The following is a 24,497-nucleotide window of genomic DNA, read 5'->3' as shown; positions in this document are numbered from 1 at the left end:
GGTTCGCGACGATTTCGGGCGTCAGTCATGAACGACGCATCGCATCCGGCCCTGCTTGCCGTGACGACAAAGAGGCTCGACGAGGTGGAAGATCATCTGGTGACCGAACGGCTTGCCGACGAAAAGGCGGCTGAAAGATGTTCGCCGTCTGGCGGTCTCCCTCCACCGCCCGATCTCGGCGCTAGCGGCACTTTTCCAGGACGAGGACCGCTCGGACTGGAAGCTGTCGGCAAGGGCGCACGAGATCTTGCGCCAATCTTAGGTCCGAGCCCGGCCCGGCATTCCGGGCCAAGGCGTTTCAGGCCTGACCTTCAGGTCGGATCTTCGCGATGCAGGTCGTGGATGGTGACGCCGTCGGCATTGGTCGGCAGCATCAGCCACTTCTTGTGACGCAGCGTGCGCTCGGTGTCCTCGAGGCCCATCTCCCAATGCTCGCGCATCGAGGTGCCCGAAAACTCATAGTCCTTGGCGTGGCCCTCATAGCCCTTGTGCTGATAGATCAGGTGGACGATGTTGACGACGCCGGCGTTGGAATAGTCGACGATCAACTCCTGCTCGCCTTCCCTAAGCTGCTCCGACGGCACGCGCTTCAGCGCATCGAGCAGCTTCATCTTCAGCGCATAGATGCGCTCGAAATTGTCGGTGTTCTGCCGCGTGCGGCTCGAATACATGATGTCCTTGTGGCGCGACAGCACGTCGGCCATGCCGCGCGGCAGCACGCCGCGGGCGCTGAACAGATCGACCTGGAAGACTAGCGAGGAACGGTCCTCTTCCTGGTCGAGCAGGTATTGCAGCGGCGTGTTGGAGACGATGCCACCATCCCAATAGTACTCGCCCTCGATCCGGATCGAAGGAAAGGCCGGCGGCAGCGCGCCGCTGGCCATGATGTGCTCCGGCTCGATACGCACCTTGTCGGTGTCGAAATAGACGAAGTTACCGGTCCTGACATTGACCGCGCCGACGCTCAGCCGCTTCTTGCCGTCGTTGAGCACGTCGAAGTCGATCAGGCTCTCCAGCGTGCCCTTCAGTTCGGCGGTGTCGTAGAAGCTGGTGGCGCCTTCGGCGCCCGACAGCTGGAACCAAGGATTGGGATTGCGCGGCTTGAAGAAACCGGGCTGGCCCATCGTCATCGTCATCAACGATGAGGTCTGGTTGCGGATGTCGCGGTAGATGTCGCCTTCGGGCGTGTAGGACCAGATCTTGCGGCCGGAAATCGTCTGCCAGAACTGTTCCAGCCGCTGCAGCCGGCGGCTCGGCTCGTTGCCTGCGATGATCGCGGCATTGATGGCGCCGATCGAGACTCCGGATAGCCAGGTCGGCTCGCAGCCGGCATCGGCAAGCGCCTGATAGACCCCTGCCTGATAGGCGCCGAGCGCGCCGCCGCCCTGAAAGACCAGCGCGATACGGTCATACTGCGCCGTGATTTCCTCGATGGTGGCGGCGGCTGCCTTGTTGCGGTTACGATCAAGCACTGACTTTCTCCAGCTGGGTTGCGCTGGCAGCGGATCGGCTGTGGTCAGCGAGGTAATCATGCACGACTTCGCCCAGGCCGAGCGTCAGATCGGCCTTGAAGTGAACCGCCGACACGATGTCGAGCACGGGCAGCTTCGCCACGTCGGCCATGACATGTGGCCGCAGATCGAGCGCGGCGGGCGCCGTCCAAGCTTCCTTCAGCGTGATATCGGTGAGGTAGTAGCGGACCAGCTCGCAGATGCGCGGCGTGCCGTCGACATGGGGGATGATCTTGATAAGGAAATTGGGGGAGGCGAGCGAGGCGAGCACGGAATCGTGGTCGGCTTCCCGATGCTTGTAGCCCATCGTGCCGGTGGCGCACAGAACGCTGCCATAGTGCAGCGTGCCGACGATCACCTCGCCTTCATGGACGATCTTGGGATTGGCGAGCTTCTTTGGAAAACCCCACAGCTCGCGACCGCCGGCAATCGGCGCGTCATCGTCGAGATACATCGAATGGACGTAGCCGCCATGCTGGCCCTTGTAGCGCACCGGGATGACCTGGCCGGTCTCGGTGTAGTCGCCGAAGCCGGTGGAGTCCGGCATGCGGATGAATTCGTACTTGACCAGCGGTTCGTCGATTTCCAGCGGCGCCGGCACGACGGCCTCGAGCGCCTCGCGTGTCGTGCGATAGGTGATGATGATGTATTCGCGGTCGAAGAAGCGATAGGGGCCCGGCGGGAATGAGGGATTGGTGAGCGGCATTGCATAGGCGCGCTTAACGACATCGGCGATTTCCATGCTGGTGCCCCAAGGTTCTGTCGGACGAATTCGTTCAGGAAGGACCGCGCGAATGCGCAACGATTGTGTTGCACGGCACCATGACAGTGCCGTGTCAGCCTAACGACCATGGTTTCCGAACCGGCGAGGACAGGCAGGCGCTGTCTCCTGGCTTGTAATCGCATCGACATATGGCTCTGCCATTGTCATGCTGCGACGCACAATCATATCGTCATGTTCCCTCCCACCTCGCGCGAGATCTCCCATGGGTTCCCTGTCTTCGAAGAATGCCCTCGTCACCGGCTCGACCAGCGGTATCGGCCTGGCAATCGCCCGCGCCTTTGCCGCCGAGGGCGCCAACGTGACCATCAACGGTCTTGGGGATGCTGACGTCATCGAGCGGGAGCGCGCCGGCATCGAGAAGGATTTCGGCGTCAAGTGCCGCTATTCCGATGCCAACATGATGGATGGCGCCGCGGTCACCGCCATGATCCATGACGCGGAAGAGGCGCTCGGCAGCCTCGACATACTGGTCAACAATGCCGGCATCCAGCATGTGGCGCCGATCGAGGAGTTTCCCGACGACAAATGGGAAGCCATCATCCGCATCAACCTTTTGGCCGCCTTCTACGCCATCAAGGCGGTGGTGCCCGGCATGAAGGCACGCAAATGGGGCCGCATCATCAACACGGCTTCCGCGCACGCGCTGGTCGCCTCGCCGTTCAAGTCGGCCTATGTCTCGGCCAAGCACGGCATATCAGGCCTGACCAAGACGGTGGCGCTGGAAGTCGCGCAGGACGGCATCACCGTGAACGCGATCGCGCCTGGCTATGTCTGGACGCCGCTAGTCGAAAAGCAGATCCCCGACACGATGAAGGCGCGGGGCATGACCGAGGAACAGGTCAAGCACGACGTGCTTCTGGCCGCGCAGCCGACCAAGGAATTCGTCACCGTCGAAGAGCTGGCGGGACTGGCATTGTTCCTGTGCTCGGATGCGGCCAGGCAGATCACCGGCACGACGTTGCCGATGGATGGCGGCTGGACGGCACAGTAAAATTGGTCGAAACACGCCGCCTTCAGGCCAACGCCAGGGCGCTGGCAGGAAGGCAGTACGCGGCCCATGAAAATCATCCAGCTCTCCGATCCGCATCTGATGGCGCCGGGTGGCCTTCTCTACGGTTCCGATCCGCTCGCCCGGCTAGAAGCCTGCCTGGCGGATATCGGCAGGAACCATGCCGATGCCGACCTGGTGGTGATCTCAGGCGACCTGACCAATGACGGCGAGCGCGCGGCCTATGCGGCGTTGCGAGAGGCGCTGGCGCGGTTCGAGCCGCCTTGCCGGCTGATGCTCGGCAACCACGACGACAGGGCGCTTTTCCTGGAAATGTTCCCGGGAATGCCGGCCGAGTGCGACTTCGTCCAGAGCGTTTTCGATGGCGGCGATGGCCGCCTGATCCTGCTCGATACGCTGGACAGCGGACATGTCGAGGGCAGGCTGTGCGCTGCCCGTCTCGACTGGCTGGACGAGAAGCTGCACGAGGCGCGCGACAGGCCGGTCTTCCTCTTCATGCACCACCCGCCGTTCCGCATCCACATGCCTGTGCTCGACAAGGTCAGGCTCGCCGACGCCGATGCCTTCCATGACATTCTCCGGCGCCATGGCAATGTCGGCCACATCTTTGCCGGCCATGTCCACCGGCTGATCGCCGGCAGCTGGCGCGGCATACCGGTGAGCACGCTACGCAGCACCAACCATCAGAGCGCCCTCGATTTTTCGGACAGCTGGCGGCTCGGCCACGAGCCGCCAGCCTGTGCCGTCATCTTCATCGATGCGGATGGAGTGGTCGTCCATTTTCACGATTTTGAGGCGGGCCGGCCCGAGCCGGTCAAGGGTCCTTGACGAGGCGGCTTTCGCCGCCGCCAAGATGGGTCTCCCACACATGATCGGAGATCAGCCGCCGGTATCGCGGGGTCATGACCAATTTTCTGTGCGAGGCGCCGCCGACGTGGAAAAAGGCGCCGCCCAGCATGCGATGGTTCGCTTCCATCCCATCAAAGTCGAGATCGGCTGCCGTCTTTTGCGCATCGGAAACATCGTTTTCGCCAAGCCCGCGATACAGCAGGCTCCAGTTTCCGCCGCCGGTGTCCATTCCGCTGGCAAAGCGCGGTGTGAAGTCCAGGTCCAGTCCTTGCACGGCGCTGAAGCGGAAGAAGCAGAACCCAGCCCACAAGAACCAGGCTTCGGGGTCCGCTTGCGCTGGGCGCTTTGAGCCATGGACGATTTTACCCTCCATCGCCGCGGCGATATCCACCGGGACGGTCGGAAAGCAGTCGTGATCCAGAAATCCGAAAAGCTCCGGCCGCAATGGCCGAACGATGTTGTGGAAGATCCAGTTCATGGATATCCCGTGCGACCGGTTGGGATGGCTTTCCCGGTTCCGAGGCAAACCGAAATAAGCGATTTTTCGCGCCCGGCAGATGTCCGCGATGCGCACCCTGGCCGTTCGATCGGATGAATTGTCGATGACCACCAGCGTCATTCCCGAGGAATATAATTGCCAGGCTCGGGTGAGCGCATCGATGACCCAGGGCGTGTTGAAGGCAATGACAAAGCAGAAGCGCCGGGAGCCGGTTTGCCGCAGCTCCTCGGCGAATTTCAGGCCTTCGGCAACGCCGCGCCCGCGAAAGTCACGCTCAACCAAGGCGTTGCGAAAAGCCTTGGCCTTTCTGACAGGCCAATTGTGATTCAGCAGATCAACAAGGCCCTTGGCCGGTTTCCAGCTCATTACAAACTTCGCCACGGCTCCAAATCGGATGCTCGCTCCATAAGACGAAGCTCATCCTCCCACAACCCCGGTCTCGAATCGCGAGAATTTTTGCGACCACCGGCTTGTCGTACACGCGTGCTGTATTTCAGCCTGATCTGGCCGCGGGCGCTATCAATCGCGACATCGTAGCGCTAAAATGCCATGGGGTTCTGCACGGGGGTTGATATGTTAGTCGTGATCTTCTTGCGCGCATTGCGCGCTGTTCCCTTCCTTGCCGCGAGTATTGTCTTTGCCATGGGCGCCCAGGCGCAAGCGGTCGAATTCAAGACAATCACGATCAAGGTCGGCTATGGCCCCGGCGGGGGCTATGACCAGACATCGCGGCTGATCGCCCGCCACTTCGGCCGGTTCCTTCCAGGCAATCCGGATATAGTGGTCCAAAATGTGCCCGGGGGCGGCAGCCTGAAACTCACCAAGATGGTGCTGGGCAGCGAGCCGGCCGACGGCAGCGTCATCGCTTCCGTCAGCGAAGCCATGTCATATGCGCCAGTGCTCGATCCCCAGAACGCCAATTTCGATCCGCTTGCCCTGCAGTGGATCGGCTCGCTCGTCAACGAGCCGGCCTATTGCCTGACGGCCAAGAGCTCCGGCGTCGACACGATGGACAAGTTCCTGCGGTCTGATTTCCTGATAGGGGCGACGGGCAAGAGCAGTGTGACCTATATTTTCGCGGCGCTGGTCAAGAATGGACTGAAGGCGAAGTTCAAGATCGTGACGGGCTTTGAAGGCACAGCCGACATCGAACTGGCGATGCAGCGGGGCGAAATCGCCGGAATGTGCGGAGTTTCCAGTTACAACATCTCCGGAAACCGCGATACGCTCAACCTCATCGGGAGGTTCGGTTCAGGCACCGTCGCAGGCAAGGAGAAGCTTATTCGGTTCAGTGACAAGATCGAGGATACCAAGGTCCGGGAGGCGGCCGCGCTCATCGAGACGACCTTGCAGTTCCATCACCCGTTGGTTGTCCCACCGGGCACGCCCAAGGAGACGGTCGAAGCGCTGCGCAAGGGATATATGGAGATGGTCAGGGATCCGGTATTCCTGGCTGACGTCGGCAAGCTCAGTGAAATGACCGTCAACGCCACCAGCGGCGAAGATATAAGCCGGCTTGTCTCGAAGCAGTTGAAGGTGGATCCGAATGTGTTCGAGACCGCCAGAAATCTGGTGAAGTAGATTCCCGCCGAGGCTCAACGGTGGATCTGATCCTCACCGCCGTCGTCGAGATGGCCCAGCCGTTTCGCATGCTGATGCTGGTGACCGGCGTTTTCGTCGGCCTCGTCGTCGGCGTTGTCCCGGGCATTGGCGGGCTGTTCGCGATGGCCTTGCTCATCCCCATGACCTACAACATGGACGCCTATGCCGCCTTCGCGCTCCTGCTCGGTATGGGATCGGTCAATACGACCTCCGATACGATCCCGGCCATCCTGTTCGGGGTTCCGGGCTCGGTCGGCGCGGCGGCGACGGTGCTCGACGGCCATGCCATGGCCAAAAAGGGCGAAGCCGCGCGCGCCTTCGGCGCCTCCTATTCCGCGTCGATGATTGGCGGCGTGTTCGGCGCTCTGGTGCTTGCCGCAGCTATTCCCGTCATGCGACCGCTTGTCCTCTATCTAAAGACGCCGGACTTCTTCGCCATCTGTGCCTTCGGCCTCTCTATCGTCGCGATGCTGGCCGGGAGCCAGCCGCTGAAGGGGCTGGCTGCGGCCATGTTCGGCATGCTCGCCTCGTTTGTCGGCATCGATAAGATCGCCGGCATCGACCGGTGGACCTTCGGTGAAATCTATCTTTGGGACGGTCTGCCGGTGGCCCTGGTGTTTCTCGGCCTGTTCGGCCTACCGGAGCTGGCTTCGCTCCTGTTGCGAGGTTCCATCCAGGGCAACGCGGAGCGACCGACCTATGCGGGCATGTGGCAAGGCATCAGGGACACGTTGCGGGAGTGGCCGCTGGTGCTGCGATGCAGCAGCATCGGTTCGCTGCTTGGCGCGGTTCCCGGTGTCGGCATCGCGGTGCTGGACTGGATCGCCTATGGCCATGCGTCAAGGAGGCCTGGCTCGGGACCGAAATTCGGCGAAGGCAATGTCAGGGGCGTCATCGCGCCCGAGAGCGCCAACAATGCCAAGGAGGGCGGCTCGCTCATCCCGACCATCGCCTTCGGCGTGCCGGGTTCAGCCTCGATGAGCATCCTGCTCGGCGCGTTTGTCGTCCATGGGCTCGTTCCCGGCCCCGACATGCTGGGCAAGAATGCCGCGCTCACCATGTCGATGGTGTTCAGCATCGCCGTGGCGAATATCGTGGGCGCGGTGACCTGCCTTGTGCTGACCCGGCCGCTGGCACGCGTGGCGCAGGTTCCGGCCGCCATACTGGTGCCACTGGTGGTCACTTTCATCGTGGTTGGCGCATACCAGACCAATATGAGCGCCTTCGATTTCGCGCTGGTCATCAGCGTCGGCGCCGTCGGCATGGCGATGAAGGAACTCAACTGGCCACGCTCGGCCTTTTCACTGGGATTCGTGCTCGGCCCCAGCCTCGAGAACTATTTCTTTCTCGCCTATCAGATTTCCGGCTGGTCGTGGCTTGCCCAGCCGCTGGTGCTCATCCTGCTTGGACTGACCGTGTTCGGGGTCGTCAGGCAGACGCTGTCGTGGTTCAGGGCCAGAAATTCCGGCGGACCGCTGCCACCCGCGCTGCCAGACATTGTCGCAGGCGCCACCATGACATTGCTTGCGTTCGCGGCGTTGGTGACGGCCGTGACCGGCTTTCCCTTCGAGGCCGCCATCTTCCCGATCATCACGGCCGGATTGCTGATGGCGTTTTCGCTGGTGACCACAGTGCAGACGTCGCTGCGATGGCGCAGGCGGGCCACGCCTGTCCTATCCGCGCCTGCCGCGATACCAGGCGAATGGTCTCCGGTTTCGGAACCCACCATGAAAGGCAATCTCGCGATCATCGGCCTTTGCCTAGCCCTCGCCTTTCTCATCCTGTTGGTCGGGCACCTGGCAGCGACCTTTATTTTCGTTGCCTGCAGCATAGTGGTGCTTGGAACGAAGTCGAGGCGGCCACCCCTGGTGATCGCTGCCGCCGCGACGGCCTTTGTCTATTCGGTCTTCGACATGCTGGCATCCCAGCCCTGGCCGACGCCGTGGCTCGCAGGCATCGGTGGGATTTTCTAAGAACCCTTATGGGGCAGCAGTGCTTCGACCATCTGGCGGCGCAGCAGCTTGCCGTTGCCGCTGTAAGGCAGCGATGCAACGAGCCGTATCTCGCGCGGGCGCCGGTCGGGCGCGATGTTGGCGCGCATGAAAGCCTGGAATTCCTCGACTGTTCCCCGGTCGGAGACGATGAAGGCAGCGATTTCCTGCCCCATGGTCTCATCTGGAAAGCCGGCCACGGCGACGTCCTGCACCTTGGCATGGGTGCGGATCAGCTTTTCAAGCTCCTGCGGCGCGACGCTGACACCGCCGCGAACAATCATATCGGCCTCCCGATCGACGATTGTGATAAATCCGTCGGCGTCCAGAAATCCTATATCGCCAGGGATGCCCCAGTCGGAGCTCATGATCTGCGGATCGACGAACAGGCGGTTGCCGGGCATGAGGACCGCGGATGCCATGGTCGGTGTCCACGCCTTGATCAGCCCGCGCTCACCTTGCGGCAATACGCGGCCATCGGCGCCGAGGATTTCGACCTGTACGCCGGCGACCGGACGGCCGGCGCTTTCCGGCTTTGCCAGAATATCCCCGCCCCATAGCGAGGATATGATGCCGGTAAGGCTCGATGAGTAGCTGATCCGGTATCCGGAGGAGAGATAACGGTAGGCAGCGATCTTGTCTTCGCCTCTGGCAGGTCCGCCTATGCTGTAAAGAACAGAAAGCTGGGGAAGGAGGGGGCTCGCGCGTTCGCCTGCTTCCTTGACCATCCGTGCAATCACCGATGGTGCCAGCGCCGTGCCGCTTGCGTGGAACGATAACAGCGCCTCGATGAGTTCCGAGGGAGTGAACAGGGGCGGGAAGAACCGGACGACGCCGCCATAAAGCAGATAGCCAAGGGCCTGGTGGCGCATTGCCGAGTATGACAGGGCCATCGGGGTCAGGAATCGCTTGGCGGTTCCCTCCACGACGCCCCGGCGCGCCGCGATGCGCCTGGCGAGCGCCTCATGCGACTGGGTGTAGGCCTTTGGATCGCCCGTCGTGCCGGACGAAAAGATCAAAAAGGCCGGGGCGGCATCGTTCGGCGGGGGGCCGACGCCGGATCCCGGCGCCGGGGCCGATTTCCAGCCAGCGTCGAAAAGGGCGTTCGGATAGACCTCATCGCCCGGCATGGCGCGGCTTTCGAAAACCATTCTAAGATCGAAGTCGCGGGCCTGCCTGGCTCGCTGACTCCTGGGAGTTCGAAAGTCAACGACAACAGGGGTCGCGCCGATCTTCCAGCAGGCGAGGATGGAAAGGATCACGTCGATGTTGTCGACCATGGCGAGGCCGACGCGGTCGCCCGGCCGGATGTCCGATGCGCCGAAATTGGCTGCAAGATGCCCGCTCTGCGTCAGGGCCTGGGAATAGGTGATATCAGACCGACCGCTGACCATCGCTACCTTGTCGCCATGCGCGGCGAAGGCCTCTAATATCTGCCGACCAAAACTCATTGGCGATGCGGGTTTTCGCGCGCGGCTTCGCTCCGGGCGGAAAGGAAGGTCAAGATCTCCGCGTCGATCGCGTCCATGTTGGCCTTGCGGAATTTGTTATGCGTACCCGGCATGACGACCGTTTTCACGCTGGCCTTGTCAGATGCCCAGCCCTTGTAGTCCTTCACTGTAGTGGCTCCCCATTCCGAACTGGCGAGAATGAGGATGTCGCAGGGATAGGACGAGGGCACAAAACCGGCCGCGGCCTGCAGCAGCGCGCTCTTGTATGCTTTCTTGCGCAGATGGCGGCCCAGGCGGGTCTGTCCGAAGCCGACCGTCGTCAGCGTGTCTCGCAACAGGCGCCAATAGGCCACCTTGCGCGCGATATCGCGCCGCCTCCTCTCGGTGAGGCGATCGTCGAGCATCGGCTTCAGCCAGGCCGAACCTGGCGACGGCGGATCGATGAGCACAATTGCCGGCCGCTTGCCCGTCGCCTCTTGGCTCAGCCGTCCGACCTCGATCGCGAGCAGGCCACCCACGCATATGCCGCCGATGACTTCAGGGTGCCTGCCTGTTACCGAGGTGAAGGCTTCAAAATAGTTGGTGCCAATTTCGGCCATGGTGGAATAGGGCGTCTCGCCGGGTTCCGTGCCCATGCCGCGCACCGCCATGATCGCGTATTTCTCTTTCAGACGCCTGCTGAAGCGATTGGCGAACAAGGCCGAGCCGGTGATGCCGTGGATCATCGCGATCGGCTCCTGGCCGACGCTGCCGGACACGGGCACGATCAGCTCACGGGCCGGATGCTCCGGCACCAGCGATGCGATCAACCGGCCGAATTCGCGGGGTGTCTGCGCTTCGAGCAGGACGGAAGTCTGCAATTTCACGCCGAACCGCTTTTGCACGGCGAGCACCAGAGTCTCCGCCATCAGCGAATCGCCGCCGAGATCGAAGAAATTGTCGTCGAAGCCGACGGCCGGCACCTTCAATTCCGCGGCGAAGATGCCGGCAATCGCATGGGCCGGTCCATCGCCCGGCGGCGGCATAGGTCTTGCCCGTTGTAGGACGTTCATCGGAAAACCCCTAACCGATGGGTGTTCACTGCTAATGCTTTTACGCAGGGTGAGAGCTCCTAACAAGTGTCCTGTGCGCCGCGCGATGAGACGCTCGCGAACAGCCGTTGCGTGCAGTCCAGTGACGGCAATGCCGAATCCCGCGATTTGCCGGCTCTTCAACAGGTTTTTCGTCCTGCTGAATGCCTTGTGAAAGTGCTGCAAAAGCACGCGGATTTGGACATTAGTCTTGACAGAAATACAGATGTTCAATACCCGTCAGGCAATTGAACGAGCCTGCATTATGGGAGGAATGAGCGGTATGGCGTCCAATGTTTCGTTGACGGGCCTTGCCCGCGATCTCGAGGAACGCGGCAAATCGGGCAAGCCGATCCGCATCGGGCTGATCGGCTCGGGCGAGATGGGAACCGACATCGTCACCCGCGTCGCTCATATGTCGGGCATAGAGATCGGCGCGATCTCCGAGCTGAACCTGCCGGCCGCCAGCAAGGCGGTGGACATCGCCTTCCAGGAAACCGGGCATGCGCGCGAGGTGTCGAACGCCTCGGCGATGACGGCCGCCATGGAGGCCGGCAAGGTGGCGGTGACCAACGACGCCAGCCTGGTCATCAACAACGATCTTATAGACGTCGTCATAGATGCCACCGGCGTTCCCGCCGTCGGCGCCGAAATCGGCTTGCGCGCGATGGAGCATGGCAAGCATCTGGTGATGATGAATGTCGAGGCCGATGTCACCATCGGCGCCTATCTCAAGAGCGAAGCCGACCGGCTCGGCGTCACCTATTCGCTGGGCGCCGGCGACGAGCCGTCCTCCTGCATGGAGCTGATCGAATTCGTCTCGGCGATGGGCCACCCGATCGTTGCCGCCGGCAAGGGCAAGAACAATCCGCTCAACATCGACGCCACGCCGCCCGCCTATGAGGAAGAGGCCAGGCGCCGGCACATGAATGTGCGCATGCTGGTCGAGTTCGTCGACGGCTCGAAAACCATGGTCGAGATGGCGGCGATCGCCAACGCCACAGGTCTGGTGCCCGACAAGGCCGGCATGCATGGCCCGGCCGCGACGCTTGGTGAACTCTCCAAGGTCCTGGTGCCGCAAAAGGATGGCGGTGTGCTGTCCAGGGTCGGCGTCGTCGACTATTCGATCGGCAAGGGCGTTGCCCCCGGCGTCTTCGTCGTCGCCGACATGTCGCATCCGCGCATCTCGGAGCGCATGGAAGATTTGAAGATGGGCAAGGGTCCGTACTTCACCTTCCATCGTCCCTATCATTTGACCTCGCTCGAAGTGCCGCTGACCTGCGCCCGCGTCGTGCTCTACGGCAAGCCCGACATGGTGCCGCTGGCCAAGCCGGTAGCCGAAGTGGCCGGCGTGGCCAAGAAGGACATGCAGCCCGGCGAGAAGCTCGATGCGATCGGCGAATATTGCTACCGCGCCTGGATCATGACTGCACCGGAAGCGCATGTCGCAAGGGCCATTCCCTGCGGCCTGCTGCAGGGCGGGTCGGTGACGGCGCCGATCAAGAAGGGTGAGCTTATCACCTACGCCAATGCCGCCCCGGCAGCGGGCTCCAAGATCGCCGAACTGCGCGCCCGCCAGGACAAGCTCGTCTACGGCACCGTGGAGGCGTAATCATGGCCGGAGCCAGCAAAGCCGTCGCGGACAGCCGCGCCAACCTGCCCTTCGTCTATCGCCAGTACAGCGCCGAGCAGCTGAAGCAGGTGCTCTACAAGATGTACCTCATCCGCCGTTTCGAAGAGGGCGCGGAGGAAAGCTACACGCGCGGCCTCATCCACGGCACCATGCATCTGTCGATCGGCCAGGAGGCCAGCGCCATGGGCATATGCATGCCGCTTGGCGAGGACGACCAGATCACCTCGACCCATCGGGGGCACGGCCACTGCATCGCCAAGGGCGCCGAGGTCAAGCGCATGTTCGCGGAGTTCTTCGGCAAGACCACCGGCTACTGCAAGGGCCGCGGCGGTTCGATGCACATTGCCGATGTCGCCAAGGGCAATCTCGGTGCCAATGGCATTGTCGGCGGCGGCATTCCGATCGCCGTTGGCGCCGCGCTGTCCGCCAAGATGATGAAGACCGGCAAGGTCGTGGTCTCCTTCTTCGGCGACGGCGCCAACAATGAAGGCGCCTTCCACGAGGCGCTCAACATGGCCGCGGTCTGGAAGCTGCCTGTCATTTTCGTTTGCGAGAACAATGGCTACGGCATGTCGACATCGACGGCCCGGTCCACCGCGGTGAAGAATATCGCTGATCGCGCCGCCGCCTATTCGATGCCGGGCGTCATCGTCAACGGCAACATCTTTTCCGAGGTCGCCGAGGCTTCTTACAAGGCGGTCGAGCGGGCACGTGCGGGCGAGGGGCCGACGCTGATCGAATCCAAGACCTATCGCCATCGCGGCCATTCCAAGAGCGACCGCAATCGCTACCGGACCAAGGAAGAGATCGAGGACTGGATGTCGAACCGCGATCCGATCACACTGTTCGAAAACGAGTTGCGGGAATTCGGATTCATCGACGACAAGGGCATCGAAGCCATCCGCGAGGTGGTGGCGCGGGAGATCGTCGACGGCATCGAGTTCGCCAAGGCGAGCCCGTCGCCTGACGTCAGCGAGACCGGCAATTACGTGTATACGGAGCAGGCGTGATGGACGCGATGGTGCGTGAACTGAGCTACGCCCAGGCGATCCAGGAAGCCATGGCAATCGCCATGGACATGGACGAGCGCGTCTTCCTGATGGGCGAGGACATCGGCGTCTATGGCGGCGCCTTCCAGGTGACCGGCGACCTCGTCGATCGTTACGGCGCGGACCGGGTGCTGGACACGCCGATCTCGGAACTCGGCGGCGCGGGCGTCGCTGTCGGCGCCGCGCTGACCGGCATGCGGCCGATCTTCGAATTCCAGTTCTCCGATTTCGCCACGCTGGCCATGGAGCAGATCGTCAACCAGGCTGCCAAGATGCGATTCATGCTGGGCGGCGAGGTTTCGGTGCCCGTCGTGATGCGCTTTCCCGCCGGCTCCGGTACCGGTGCCGCCGCGCAGCACAGCCAGAGCCTGGAAGCCTGGCTCGGCCACGTGCCGGGTCTCAAGGTTATCCAGCCGGCGACACCACATGATGCCAAGGGCATGCTTCTGGCTGCTGTCGCCGATCCGGATCCGGTGATGATCTTCGAGCACAAGCTGCTCTACAAAATGAAGGGCCCGGTGCCTGAAGGCTATTACACCGTTCCGATCGGCAAGGCAGATATCCGCCGCGAGGGCCGCGATCTCACCATCGTCGCCACCTCGATCATGGTACAGAAGGCGCTCGACGCCGCTGCCGCGCTGGAAGCCGAGGGCATCGACGTCGAAGTCGTCGACCTCCGGACTATCCGGCCGATGGACAAGCAGACCGTCATCGACAGCGTCAAGAAGACGTCGCGGCTGATGTGCGTCTATGAGGCGGTCAAGACGCTGGGCATCGGCGCCGAGGTCAGCGCCATGATCGCCGAGAGCGAGGCGTTCGATTATCTCGATGCGCCGATCGTGCGGCTGGGCGGTGCGGAAACGCCGATCCCCTACAATCCGGAACTGGAAAAAGCCACGGTGCCGCAGGTTCCGGACATCGTCACCGCCGCGCGCGACCTCGTCAAAGGGGTTCGCTGATCCATGCCGACCGAAGTCATTCTTCCCAAGGTCGACATGGATATGGCGACCGGACAGATTTCGCGCTGGTTCGCCGAGGAAGGCGCCACCGTGAAGAAGGGCGATTTGCTGTTCGAGATCGAAACCGACAAGGCGGCGATGGAGATCGACGCTCCGGCAAGCGGTGTGTTGCGCGACGTGACCGGCAAGGAAGGAGTCGATATTGCGGTCGGATCGGCGGTTGCCTGGATCTATGCCGAGGATGAGACCTATGGAGCTGGCGCGAAGCAGAATGGGACGCCAATCTCGCCTCTCGTGGGGGAGATGTCGGCGAAGCCGACAAGGGGGGGCGCTGTCCCACTAGCGTCCCGTCCCCTCACACTCCCCTCTGCCCTGCCGGGCATCTCCCCCACGAGGGGGGAGATTGGCCAATCTGCGTCGGGCGGCCGCGCGACACCGCTGGCTCGCCGTCTCGCGCGCGAGGCGGGCCTGACTCTTTCAGCCATATCCGGCACCGGCCCACACGGCCGTGTGGTCAAGGCTGACGTCGATGCCGCGATTGCCGGTGGTGGCGCCAAGGCGGCACCGGCTGCCAAGGCTCCGGCTGGCGCGCCTGCCTCCGCCCCGCCGGTGAAGGCGATGTCGGACGAGCAGGTGCTGAAACTGTTCGAGCAAGGCTCCTACGAACTCGTCCCTCACGACAACATGCGCAAGACCATCGCGCGGCGCCTGGTCGAAGCAAAAACCACCATCCCGCATTTCTATCTGACGCTCGACTGCGAACTCGACGCGCTGCTGGCTTTACGCACTCAGCTCAATGCCGCTGCGCCGGTGAAAAAGACCGAAAAGGGTGAGGCGCCCGCCTACAAGCTGTCGGTCAATGACATGGTGATCAAGGCGATGGCGATGGCGCTGAAGGCGGTGCCGGATGCCAATGCCTCATGGACCGAGAGCGCCATGGTCAAGCACAAGCATGCCGATGTCGGGGTGGCCGTCTCCATTCCCGGCGGCCTGATCACGCCGATCATCCGGCATGCGGACGACAAGACGCTGTCGGTCATCTCCAACGAGATGAAGGACCTGGCCAGCCGCGCCCGCAGCCGCAAGCTGAAGCCGGAAGAATATCAAGGCGGCACGACCGCCGTCTCCAACCTCGGCATGTTCGGCATCAAGGACTTTGCCGCCGTCATCAACCCGCCGCATGCGACGATCCTGGCGGTCGGCGCGGGCGAGCAGCGGGCGGTGGTCAGGAATGGCGAGATCAAGATTGCCACAGTGATGTCGGTGACGCTGTCGACCGACCATCGTGCGGTTGATGGCGCGCTGGGGGCCGAATTGCTGGTCGCGTTCAAGAAGCTGATCGAGAATCCGATGGGCATGCTGGTCTAGTTTCCTGCCGTAAGCCGGCGCCAATGATGCGCCGGCTCATGATGACACGACTTGTCAGGCACCGACCCTTGACCCATGTTCTCGGGTGATCGCGACCAAGGGAGGCCAACATGCCTGCATTCGACCCGTCTGACGTCAAAACCTTGTTCGGCAAGGTCATGGGTGCATCGCCTTCCGACATCAAGCTGGTGGCGCAGCGCCTGCACGATCATGCTTTCGAGCCACGCATGTCGGCGGAAGAGACAAGGCGGCTTGTCGTTGGCCTCGGCTACGACAGCCTCGATGCGTTCTGCAATGATATCGGCCTGCCCGCTCATATCGCCGAGCGCTGGAACCGTTTTGGCGTTTCGGGCGAGATGAAGCAGGTGTTCACGCTGCTGGCGGGGCAGCGTAGACGCGTGGCCGAAGCGATCGCCGAATTCGAATCCATGACCCATGTCGGCGTCGAGGATTTTTTGCGCGAGCGCGGATTGATTTAAGCCCTGCAGGCGTCTCAGCCCGCCTTGGCCAGCAACGCCATGGCGGTGTCGCTGTCGGTGATCAGCACATTGGCGCTGACAGCCTTGAGCGCGGCGAGGATTGCCGCCACCTTGCGCTTTCCGCCGGCGGCCAGCACGACATTCGGCACATGGGCGACGACATCGAGATCGATCGCCATGACGCGCCGGTTGACTTCGTGGTCGACGAGCCTGCCGGTGGCATCGACGAAATAGCACAGCATGTTGGCGACCGCGCCTTTTGCCTTCAAGGGTGTAATCAGCGATGACGGCACGATGCCATGCCGGAAGATGGTTGCATCGGGCGACATGTCGCCGACGGTGAGCAATGCGATATCGGCCGCCGCGGCGCGCCGGCGCACGTCCTGCAGCGTCGGCTGGGCCCACAGGAGATCGCGCAGTGAAGGGTCCTCCACCATTACCGGCGCCGTGATCTGATAGCTGTCGACCTCGAACACATCGGCGACCTTGGCGGCCACGATCGACGGATTGATCCATTGCGAATGCGGCAGGCTGCCGACAAGCGCCACCACGGAGGTGCGCTTCAAGTGCCGGCGGGCGAGGAAGCTCACGCTGGCATGCAGCGTGGCGCCACCGCCGATCGCCAGCGTCATGCCATCCTGCATCTGCTCGCCGAGATAGGCCGCCACGGCGTGGCCGATGGCCTTCTCCAGATGGTCGTGAACCGAGGGTGTCGGGATGACGACCGCGGCGTTGAGGGCCCAGCGTTTTTCCAGTTTCCGCTCAAGCGCCACCTGTTCGGCTGTCGGCGCGTTGATCGTGGTAACGACGATGCCTTCAGCGGTACAGGCGGCCAGCGTACGCATGACCTTCACCCTGGAGACACCGAGCTTTTCGGCGATCTGCTCCTGCGTGAAGCCCTCGACGTAATAGAGCCATGCCGTCTTGACGCTGAGGTCCGACGAGACCATCGGCAGGCGAGCCGGTGCGGGCTTTTGCGTGGGCATGGATTGTCGTCCCTCATGCGTCATGGCGGCCGGCGTTGTCCTCATCCGGGAGAGGCCGCTCTTATGTCAATCGGATGTCGGGTTCGCGGCAGGCCGATTATCGCATAATTGTGATCATTTGTAATTGACATCGTACATATGAACATATTTTGTTGGTTTCACGCGCTGTGTCATCCACCAGTCATATGCGCCGTGCAGGGAGGAAGAGACGGGGTGCTGGCCAGCGGCCGGACCGGTCATGCACAGACAAGACAGGAGGTCTCATGAAGACGCACTTCATCAAGCAGCTGGCTAGCCAGCTGGCGCTCGCGGCAACTTTGTTTGCCGGCGTGGCAAATGCTGAAACACTGACGCTCTACACATCCCAGCCCGAGGCAGATGCAGCCAAGACCGTGGATGCCTTCAAGAAGGCACAGCCCGACATCGACGTCACCATCTATCGCTCCGGAACCAGCGACATCCTGACCAAGCTGGCGGCCGAGTTCGCCGCAGGCAGCCCGCAGCCCGACGTGCTGCTGATCGCCGACGCGGTGTCGATGGAACTGCTGAAGAAGGACGACCGGCTGCTGGCCTATCCCGAGGCCAAGCTCGACGGCATCGAGGCGGATGCCTATGACGCCGACAAGACTTATTTCGGCAGCAAGCTGATCACCACCGGCATCGTCTACAACACCGCTGCCGCCGAAAAGCCGCAGCATTGGGCGGACCTCGCCAAGCCGGCCTATGCCGACAGCCTGGTCATGCCGAGCCCGCTCTATTCCGGTGCGGCCGCCTACCTGCTTTCGGGCTTCGCCGGCGACAGCAATTATGGCTGGGATTTCTTCCAGAAGCTGAAGACCAACAATACCGTCAGCGTGCGCGGCAATGGCGCGGTGCTGAAGTCGGTGGCATCGGGCGAGAAGCCCTATGGCATCCTCGTCGACTTCATGGCGATGAACGCCAAGAAGAAGGGTTCGCCCGTCGAATTCGTGTTCCCCTCTGAAGGCGTGCCGGCCGTGACAGAACCAGTGGCCATCATGAAGACAGCCAAGAACGTCGACGGCGCGAAAAAGTTCGTCGACTTCATTCTGTCCGATGAAGGCCAGAAGCTGGCACTGTCGATGGGTTACCTGCCGGCACGCGCCTCGGTCGGTCGTCCCGAATGGCTGCCGGAAGGCGTGAAGGTCAACGTGATGCCGTTCGACACCAAGGCGATCGTCGCCAAGACCGACGCCGACAAGGCGAAGTTCCAGGACCTGTTCGGCGGCTGAGCCGGCAACGCGGCGGGATGCCGTTTCGACGGCATGCCGCCCGCACCGATCCCAGGAAACGCAATCATGCCGACACGCATCAGGGAGAGCCGGGGCCAGGAAATGGTCCTGACGGCGGCGGTGGCCGTCGTTATCGTCCTGCTTTCGCTGCTGCCCATGCTGCGCCTCGTCAAGGAGATCGTGGCACCCGGCGGTGTCTTGTCGACGGTGGCCGTGGAGGCCGGACTTGCCAGCCCCGCAACCTGGATCGCGACATGGCATACGCTGGTCGTCGGCATCGGCGGCACTCTTCTGGCGGTGCTGTCGGGAACACTGGTGGCGGTGCTCGTCTCGCTGACCGACATACGTGGCCGAAGCGCCCTCGTGCTCTGCTACGTCATGCCGCTGATGATCGCGCCGCAGGTGACGGCGCTGGCCTGGCTGCAACTGTTCGGCCCTGCCAGCCCATTCCTCAAGCTTTTCGGAGCAGCGCCGCCGCTCGGCACGAAGAACCCGCTCTACTCGACCTCGGGCATCATCCTTTTGCTCGGCGTCCAATACGGCCCGCTCGTGTTCCTGCTGGTGCGGGCCGGCCTGCGCAAGCTGCCGCGCGAGCTGGTCGAGGCCGCGCGGGCCGGCGGCGCCGGCTGGTTCACCGTACTGATCACCATCGTGTTGCCTTTGATGACGCCGTCGATCATGGCGGCCGCGGCGCTGGCCTTCGTCTCCTGCGTCGGCAATTTCGGCATTCCAGCCTTCCTCGGCATTCCCGCCAACTATCTGGTGCTGCCGACGCTCATCTATCAGAAGCTGGCCGGCGGGGGGCCGGCGGTACTCGGCGAGACCGCGTTCCTGTCGGTGCTGATCGGCATCATCGCCATGGCCGGCATCCTTGCCCAGGAGGTGGTGAGCCGCCGCCGGGACTACCGCATCTCCTCGACATCGCTGCCTGCCGAACCCTATGAACTGCGCCGCTGGCGGCCGGTCGCCGAGGCCGGCCTGTGGCTGCTCATCGTGCTGGTGCTGGTCCTGCCGCTGTTCGGGCTCGTACTGACCTCGCTGGTGCCGGGCTACGGCATCGCACTCACCGCCAAGACGGCGACGCTCGACAATTACCGCTTCGTGCTGTTCGAACACGATGCCGCCAACCGCGCCTTCTTCAACAGTTTCTGGCTGTCGATCGCCGCCGCCTTCTTCGCGGTCGTCGTTGCCGTGCCGGTCGGCTACCTCATCGCTTGGGGCAAGCAGCGCTGGGTGCGACTGCTCAATTTGTCGGTCGAACTGCCGTACGCCTTGCCCGGCGTGGTGCTGGCGATCGCCTCGCTGCTCTTGTTCCTGCGGCCGATTCCGCTAACCGGCGTCCAGCTCTACAACACCGTCTGGATCATCCTCTACGCCTATCTCGCCCGCTTCCTGGTGCTGGCGCTGCGGCCGACCATCAGCGGCTACCACCAGATCGATCGGGCACTTGAAGAAGCCGCACAGGTGGCGGGCGCCGGCCTGTTCACGCGCATGCGCACCATCGTCTTTCCGCTGGTCGCGCCGGCGGCGATCGCCGGCGGCCTGCTGATCTTCATGACGGCGCTCAGCGAACTCACCGTCTCGGCGCTGCTGTGGTCGTCGGGCTCGGAGACTATTGGCGTTGTCATGTTTTCGTTCGAGCAGGGCGGCGATTCCAATTATGCGGCGGCGATGTCGGTCATCACGGTCGCGGTCACCTTCGTGCTGATGCTGGTGACCAACCTGCTTGCCCCTCATCTTCCGAGCGGAGTTCTGCCATGGCGCGACTGACCCTGGACCATGTGACCAAAAGCTTCGCCGATTTCGACGCCGTGAAGGATGTCTCGATAGATGTCGCTGACGGCGAGTTTCTGGCGGTGCTCGGCCCCTCCGGCTGTGGCAAGACGACATTGCTGCGACTGGTCGCCGGTTTCGAAAAGGTGACCTCGGGCGAAATCCGCATCGGCAGCGATGTCGTGTCGAACAGCGGCGGCAGCGTCGCGCCGGAAAAGCGGCGCGTCGGCATCGTCTTCCAGAATTACGCGCTGTGGCCGCATATGAGCGTCGCCGAGAATATTGGGTATTCGCTGAAGGTGGCTAAGCTCGACAAGGCGGTTGCGCGCCAAAAAGTGGAAGACGCGCTCGCCTTGGTCAATCTGCAGGGGCTCGGCGAGCGCCGGCCCGCCAATCTTTCCGGCGGCCAGCGCCAGCGCGTGGCCTTGGCGCGTTGCCTGGTGGCGACACCCTCGCTGGTGCTGTTCGACGAGCCGCTCGCCAACCTCGACGTCCATCTCAGAGCATCGATGGAGGACGAGTTCGCCGCCTTCCACAAGCGCACGGGCACGACCATCGTCTACATCACCCACGACCAGGCCGAGGCGATGGCGCTGGCCGACCGCATCGCGGTGATGGACCATGGACGCCTGGCGCAGCTCGCGACCCCGCGCGAACTCTATCATAAGCCGGCAAATGAAATGGTAGCCTCCTTCATTTCACAAGGCATTCTGCTTCCGGCGGACGTGTTGGCCAGCGAGGAAAACGGCCATTGCAAGGTCCGGGTTCTCGGAACCGAGCTGGTGGTCCGTTGCCGGCTTGGCGAGCGGCCGCGCGCCGGCGCCAAGATCTGCTGCCGCTCCGCCGATATCGAGCTTTCGGCCGATGCCTCGGGCTTCGACGGTCTCGTCAAGCGGGCAATCTACCAGGGCGGCGCGGCGCGGATTGAATTCGCACCGGCCGCTGGTCCCGACCTCACCTTGCATTTCGAGCAGCCCGACCCGGTTGTGCTGGTGAACGGGGCGCAAGCGCGCCTGCGCATAAAATCCGGCTGGCTGGTCCCGGCGGCGGGGACGGCCCCGTGATGATGGTGGACCTTGCCGGCGGCTTCGGAGAAAAGGGCCGCACCAGCCTCGCCCTCAACAGCGGCGACCATCGCATCCTGCTCGATGTCGGCATCAAGGTCGGCGCTTCGGGGGCGGAATACTATCCAGCGCTCAACGGACAGATCGACAATATCGACGCCGTTTTCGTTTCGCATGCCCATGAGGATCATGTCGGCGCACTGAGCTGGCTGTTGTCACGCGGCTATAGCGGTCCGATCTTCATGACGGCGGAGACCCGCGCCGAGGCGCCGGCCACGCTCGCCGCCTATGCCGAGCCGGAGGATTTCAGGCGATTTCCCTTGCCCGAAAACCGCATCGAGCTCTTCGAGCCCGGCGACACGCTCACGAGCGGCAATCTCGTCGTCAGTTCGGGACGTTCAGGTCATGTCGCTGGCGGGGTCTGGTTCGCCGTCGATGACGGGACAAGCCGCGTCGCCTATTCCGCCGATGTGGTGCCTGACAGCAATGTGTTCGTCATGGACACGATCCGGCACTGCGATCTCCTGGTCTTCGATGCCTCCTACGGCGCGGATCCCGTGCCGGGGGCTGCCCGGGCGCAAGAAATTTCCGAATGGGTGGCGCGGCATCCGCAGGGATGCCTCTTGCCGACGCCGCTGTCTGGCCGATCGCTGGAACTGATCGCGGCCTTGCCCGGGTCGTTCGCCATTCACGCCGGCATGCGTTCGTCGCTCGAAGCGCAGGTCGCCGCCACTTCAGCGCTGCTGCCGGGCGCATCCGAGATGCTGCGCTTGCGGCTGCGGAGTGCCGTGGACTGGACCGACGCCGACCCGCTGCCTTCGCTGCCCCTGCTGGCCGATGACGGCATGGGCGAGGCCGGCCCGTCGTCGCTACTGTTGCCTCGCGCCGACGATGCCGGGTTTCCGGTGCTGCTCACCGGACATCTGCCCTTGGGCTCTCCGGGCGATCTCATGCACAAGGCCGGCCGGGCGGACTGGATCCGCATGCCCACTCACCCGACACTATCGGGCAATGTCGGCATCTGGGAGAAGGCGGGACGCCCCAGGGCACTGGGGCATTCCTGCGCCCCCGATCTTCTTGGCGAGTTGAAAGGCCATATCCCGTCGTTGCTCACGCAATGCCGTACGGGCCAACGCATCACGGTGCGGCAAGGAAGCGCATCATGAGAATCCTGATCTGCAACGATGACGGCATCGAAGCGCAGGGTCTTGCCCGTCTCGTGAATGCCGTTCGCGGGTTGAGCGACGATGTCTGGCTGGTTGCGCCGGACGGCAAGCGCACCGCCGCCGGCTCGTCGCTGACCATCGCCAGGCAGCTGATGATGCGGCGCGTCAAGCCGAACTGGTATTCGTGCTCCGGCACGCCAGCCGATTGCGTGGTGAGCGCCATGACGTGGCTGTTCGCCGAGGCGAAGAAGCCGGATCTGGTGCTGTCGGGCATCAATGACGGCCGCAACGTCGCCGAGGATATCGCCTATTCCGGCACGCTGGGTATTGCCCGCGAAGCGACTTTCTGGGGCGTACCGGCGATCGGCTTTTCGCGCGTGAAGAATCCTGAATTCGCCGATGGCGACGACGAATGGCTGGGCAGGCTGATCGCCTCGCTCTGGCAATCGCGCGCCGATTGGGCGACAGAGGGACATTGGCTGAGCGTCAACCTGCCGACCGCGCTGCCGGCCGAAATCCGACAGCCGCGCATCGGCCGCGACAAGATCGGCCGCACCGCCGAGGTGATGGAAAGCGACGGCGATCGCACGGTCATCACCGTGCCGCGTGGGCGCGCGCATGCCAGTGGGCCGGGCGACGAAAACGCGGCGATCGATGCCGGCTTCGTCAGCATCAACCGGCTGAACTGGTTTGGCGAAACGCGGCTGGACGAAGGATTTCTGGACGGAATCCCACGCTGGCGGCAAAGCTAGCCGATCTCGCTGCGCGGCATCATTCAGATCACCAAGCTGTCAGCGGCTAAATGGCGCCAATCCGGTCCTTATGCTTGAAGCCGCCGCTATTTCATTCCACATCGGAAAAGATGAAGGACGAGACACGCGAATGGCGCCGGAATCTGCTGTGGGCCTTGGCCGCATCGCTGGTGCTGCATGCGCTTGTCGCATCGTTCTTCATCCAAGGCCTGTCAAAAGCCTCACAAGAGCCGCAGCAGGAGCAACCGATAAGCGTCGCGCTCGTGCCTCCGCCCGACAAGCCAAAACCGCAGCCGCTCAAGGCCGAGAAACCGCCGGAACCGAAGGCTGAGAAGCCCCCCGAGCAGAAGGTTGAAAAACCACCCGAACAGCCGCGCAAACAACCTGATGACACCGCTTTGAAGCGCGTTTTCCAGTATGGCGACAAAGATACAGGACCGAAGAAATCCCCGGATGGGGCGGCGGCCAAGGACAATGCGCCGTCGCCTGCAAAGGATGACGCTTCGAAGCCTCCGGTTGAGCCCAAGTCCGCCGAGGACAACCCCCCCGCCACGGCAAACGCGGAGCCGCGGCCGGATGCGAGCAAGGCCGATGAGAATCCGCCAACCGAGCCGACCGTCGCCAAGCCCACGCCGAGCGAGGATAAGCAGGTCACGGAGGACGCTGATAAACGGCTGGCTGCGCCAAAAGCCGCCGATCAGCAAGCAGCCGTAGAGCCGAAGCCGTCGCCAGCCGAGAGCGACGCCAAGACCGGGCCCGCGACCGAAAAGCCCAAGGCCAAAGTCGTCAAGACGATGAAGTTCAAGTCAGAAAAGGCCCTGAAGTCCCGGGCCGGAAAAGCCACCGCCTCAAATCCCACGAACGACGCAGGTGCTGGATCACCGATGTATTCCGGTCTTCCGGGGGTTCGGAGACTCTACTCGCAGGGTGCTACCGGCGACGCGTTGGCCACGAGTTCCATGAGCGGCGTACCTCGTAGTCAGCGCGTTGCGACCCTATGCGCCAACGTGCTGGACCAGGAGCTGCAGGGTGCCGACTATTCTCCCAAATGGCTGCCGACGATCCCGCTGAAAACCGGCAATGTTCTCGACCGCCCCGAAGCGGCCTTCAGCACGACAACCACATGGTACCAACTGAGCTTCCGATGCGAGGTGGATGCCGAGGCGACCAGGGTCCTGTCGTTCGGCTTCCGTGTCGGCTCCGAGATTCCACGCAGCGAATGGCCGCCAAACCATCCTCTTTAGCCTCTGCC

The 24,497-nt window shown here is 63.1% G+C and carries 22 protein-coding genes; 16 read left to right on the top strand and 6 right to left on the bottom strand.

The genetic code is table 11. The features are described from left to right. Positions 1 to 311: 311 nt before the first annotated feature. Positions 312 to 1,472: a patatin-like phospholipase family protein gene (locus tag ACVWWD_RS04875; protein WP_457102934.1), complete on the bottom strand. Its 1,161-nt coding sequence runs from the start codon at positions 1,470 to 1,472 to the stop codon at positions 312 to 314. Continuing rightward, the gene (locus ACVWWD_RS04870; RefSeq protein ID WP_023774156.1) at positions 1,465 to 2,253 is read right to left on the bottom strand and encodes an acetoacetate decarboxylase; all 789 of its coding nucleotides are present in this window, start codon (positions 2,251 to 2,253) and stop codon (positions 1,465 to 1,467) included. The genes ACVWWD_RS04875 and ACVWWD_RS04870 overlap by 8 nt, the downstream gene beginning before the upstream one ends. Positions 2,254 to 2,497: 244 nt before the next feature. Here ACVWWD_RS04870 and ACVWWD_RS04865 point away from each other — a divergent pair, with 244 nt between their 5' ends. Further along, complete coding sequence (locus ACVWWD_RS04865; RefSeq protein WP_352553906.1) at positions 2,498 to 3,286, top strand: 3-hydroxybutyrate dehydrogenase; 789 nt, start codon at positions 2,498 to 2,500, stop codon at positions 3,284 to 3,286. A 66-nt stretch (positions 3,287 to 3,352) separates the two neighbouring features. Continuing rightward, on the top strand, positions 3,353 to 4,132 hold the full coding sequence (locus tag ACVWWD_RS04860; RefSeq protein WP_352553904.1) for a phosphodiesterase: 780 nt from the start codon (positions 3,353 to 3,355) through the stop codon (positions 4,130 to 4,132). On the opposite strand, the gene ACVWWD_RS04855 is transcribed toward ACVWWD_RS04860, so the two are convergent. Further along, positions 4,119 to 4,544 carry a hypothetical protein gene (locus tag ACVWWD_RS04855; protein ID WP_245276131.1) on the bottom strand — a complete coding sequence of 142 codons (426 nt, stop codon included), beginning with the start codon at positions 4,542 to 4,544 and terminating at the stop codon, positions 4,119 to 4,121. The two genes, ACVWWD_RS04860 and ACVWWD_RS04855, sit on opposite strands and share 14 nt — an antisense overlap. 243 nt (positions 4,545 to 4,787) lie before the next feature. On the opposite strand from ACVWWD_RS04855, the gene ACVWWD_RS04850 reads away from it, so the two are divergent. Genes ACVWWD_RS04850 through ACVWWD_RS04840 form a run of 3 tightly spaced genes read left to right on the top strand, consistent with a single transcriptional unit; the run spans position 4,788 to position 8,227 of the window. Beyond that, on the top strand, positions 4,788 to 5,189 hold the full coding sequence (locus tag ACVWWD_RS04850) for a hypothetical protein (protein WP_457102933.1): 402 nt from the start codon (positions 4,788 to 4,790) through the stop codon (positions 5,187 to 5,189). A 36-nt stretch (positions 5,190 to 5,225) separates the two neighbouring features. Next, complete coding sequence (locus ACVWWD_RS04845) at positions 5,226 to 6,233, top strand: Bug family tripartite tricarboxylate transporter substrate binding protein (protein ID WP_352553616.1); 1,008 nt, start codon at positions 5,226 to 5,228, stop codon at positions 6,231 to 6,233. A gap of 20 nt (positions 6,234 to 6,253) precedes the next feature. Next, on the top strand, positions 6,254 to 8,227 hold the full coding sequence (locus ACVWWD_RS04840; RefSeq protein ID WP_352553614.1) for a tripartite tricarboxylate transporter permease: 1,974 nt from the start codon (positions 6,254 to 6,256) through the stop codon (positions 8,225 to 8,227). Here the strand turns inward: ACVWWD_RS04840 and ACVWWD_RS04835 are convergent. Then, complete coding sequence (locus ACVWWD_RS04835) at positions 8,224 to 9,696, bottom strand: class I adenylate-forming enzyme family protein (protein WP_457102932.1); 1,473 nt, start codon at positions 9,694 to 9,696, stop codon at positions 8,224 to 8,226. The genes ACVWWD_RS04840 and ACVWWD_RS04835 overlap by 4 nt on opposite strands. Further along, on the bottom strand, positions 9,693 to 10,748 hold the full coding sequence (locus ACVWWD_RS04830) for a thioesterase domain-containing protein (protein WP_352553610.1): 1,056 nt from the start codon (positions 10,746 to 10,748) through the stop codon (positions 9,693 to 9,695). Before ACVWWD_RS04830 ends, ACVWWD_RS04835 begins: the two co-directional genes overlap by 4 nt. Before the next feature lie 301 nt (positions 10,749 to 11,049). On the opposite strand from ACVWWD_RS04830, the gene ACVWWD_RS04825 reads away from it, so the two are divergent. The 5 genes from ACVWWD_RS04825 (at position 11,050) to ACVWWD_RS04805 (ending at position 16,254) form a co-directional block, all read left to right on the top strand. Continuing rightward, positions 11,050 to 12,378 carry an NAD(P)H-dependent oxidoreductase gene (locus ACVWWD_RS04825; protein WP_352553608.1) on the top strand — a complete coding sequence of 443 codons (1,329 nt, stop codon included), beginning with the start codon at positions 11,050 to 11,052 and terminating at the stop codon, positions 12,376 to 12,378. Positions 12,379 to 12,380: 2 nt separating this feature from the next. Further along, a complete protein-coding gene (locus ACVWWD_RS04820) occupies positions 12,381 to 13,409 on the top strand; it encodes a thiamine pyrophosphate-dependent dehydrogenase E1 component subunit alpha (RefSeq protein ID WP_023783632.1) in 1,029 nt (342 codons plus the stop codon). Beyond that, the gene (locus tag ACVWWD_RS04815) at positions 13,409 to 14,407 is read left to right on the top strand and encodes an alpha-ketoacid dehydrogenase subunit beta (RefSeq protein ID WP_023774165.1); all 999 of its coding nucleotides are present in this window, start codon (positions 13,409 to 13,411) and stop codon (positions 14,405 to 14,407) included. Before ACVWWD_RS04820 ends, ACVWWD_RS04815 begins: the two co-directional genes overlap by 1 nt. A gap of 3 nt (positions 14,408 to 14,410) precedes the next feature. Beyond that, the gene (locus ACVWWD_RS04810) at positions 14,411 to 15,775 is read left to right on the top strand and encodes a pyruvate dehydrogenase complex dihydrolipoamide acetyltransferase (RefSeq protein ID WP_457102931.1); all 1,365 of its coding nucleotides are present in this window, start codon (positions 14,411 to 14,413) and stop codon (positions 15,773 to 15,775) included. A 110-nt stretch (positions 15,776 to 15,885) separates the two neighbouring features. Then, a complete protein-coding gene (locus ACVWWD_RS04805; RefSeq protein WP_023774166.1) occupies positions 15,886 to 16,254 on the top strand; it encodes a hypothetical protein in 369 nt (122 codons plus the stop codon). Between the two features lie 14 nt (positions 16,255 to 16,268). Here ACVWWD_RS04805 and ACVWWD_RS04800 read toward each other — a convergent pair whose 3' ends face one another. After that, positions 16,269 to 17,240, bottom strand: coding sequence for a sugar-binding transcriptional regulator (locus tag ACVWWD_RS04800; RefSeq protein ID WP_352552686.1), 972 nt, complete (start codon positions 17,238 to 17,240; stop codon positions 16,269 to 16,271). 263 nt (positions 17,241 to 17,503) lie between these two features. Between ACVWWD_RS04800 and ACVWWD_RS04795 the strand changes: the two genes are divergently transcribed. The 6 genes from ACVWWD_RS04795 (at position 17,504) to ACVWWD_RS04770 (ending at position 24,489) form a co-directional block, all read left to right on the top strand. Beyond that, positions 17,504 to 18,490, top strand: coding sequence for an ABC transporter substrate-binding protein (locus ACVWWD_RS04795; RefSeq protein ID WP_023783630.1), 987 nt, complete (start codon positions 17,504 to 17,506; stop codon positions 18,488 to 18,490). A 66-nt stretch (positions 18,491 to 18,556) separates the two neighbouring features. Beyond that, positions 18,557 to 20,260, top strand: coding sequence for an ABC transporter permease (locus tag ACVWWD_RS04790; protein WP_457102930.1), 1,704 nt, complete (start codon positions 18,557 to 18,559; stop codon positions 20,258 to 20,260). Continuing rightward, positions 20,248 to 21,327 carry an ABC transporter ATP-binding protein gene (locus ACVWWD_RS04785; RefSeq protein ID WP_352552690.1) on the top strand — a complete coding sequence of 360 codons (1,080 nt, stop codon included), beginning with the start codon at positions 20,248 to 20,250 and terminating at the stop codon, positions 21,325 to 21,327. The genes ACVWWD_RS04790 and ACVWWD_RS04785 overlap by 13 nt, the downstream gene beginning before the upstream one ends. Next, on the top strand, positions 21,327 to 22,493 hold the full coding sequence (locus ACVWWD_RS04780; RefSeq protein ID WP_352552714.1) for an MBL fold metallo-hydrolase: 1,167 nt from the start codon (positions 21,327 to 21,329) through the stop codon (positions 22,491 to 22,493). Before ACVWWD_RS04785 ends, ACVWWD_RS04780 begins: the two co-directional genes overlap by 1 nt. Continuing rightward, positions 22,490 to 23,245 carry a 5'/3'-nucleotidase SurE gene (locus tag ACVWWD_RS04775; protein ID WP_023794996.1) on the top strand — a complete coding sequence of 252 codons (756 nt, stop codon included), beginning with the start codon at positions 22,490 to 22,492 and terminating at the stop codon, positions 23,243 to 23,245. The genes ACVWWD_RS04780 and ACVWWD_RS04775 overlap by 4 nt, the downstream gene beginning before the upstream one ends. 110 nt (positions 23,246 to 23,355) lie before the next feature. Beyond that, complete coding sequence (locus tag ACVWWD_RS04770) at positions 23,356 to 24,489, top strand: DUF930 domain-containing protein (RefSeq protein WP_023774173.1); 1,134 nt, start codon at positions 23,356 to 23,358, stop codon at positions 24,487 to 24,489. The last annotated feature ends 8 nt before the right edge of the window (positions 24,490 to 24,497 follow it).

Source organism: Mesorhizobium sp. URHB0026, assembly GCF_054059755.1.
Note: the sequence above shows the minus strand (reverse complement) of the source record. Positions and strands in the feature narration are given on the sequence as shown.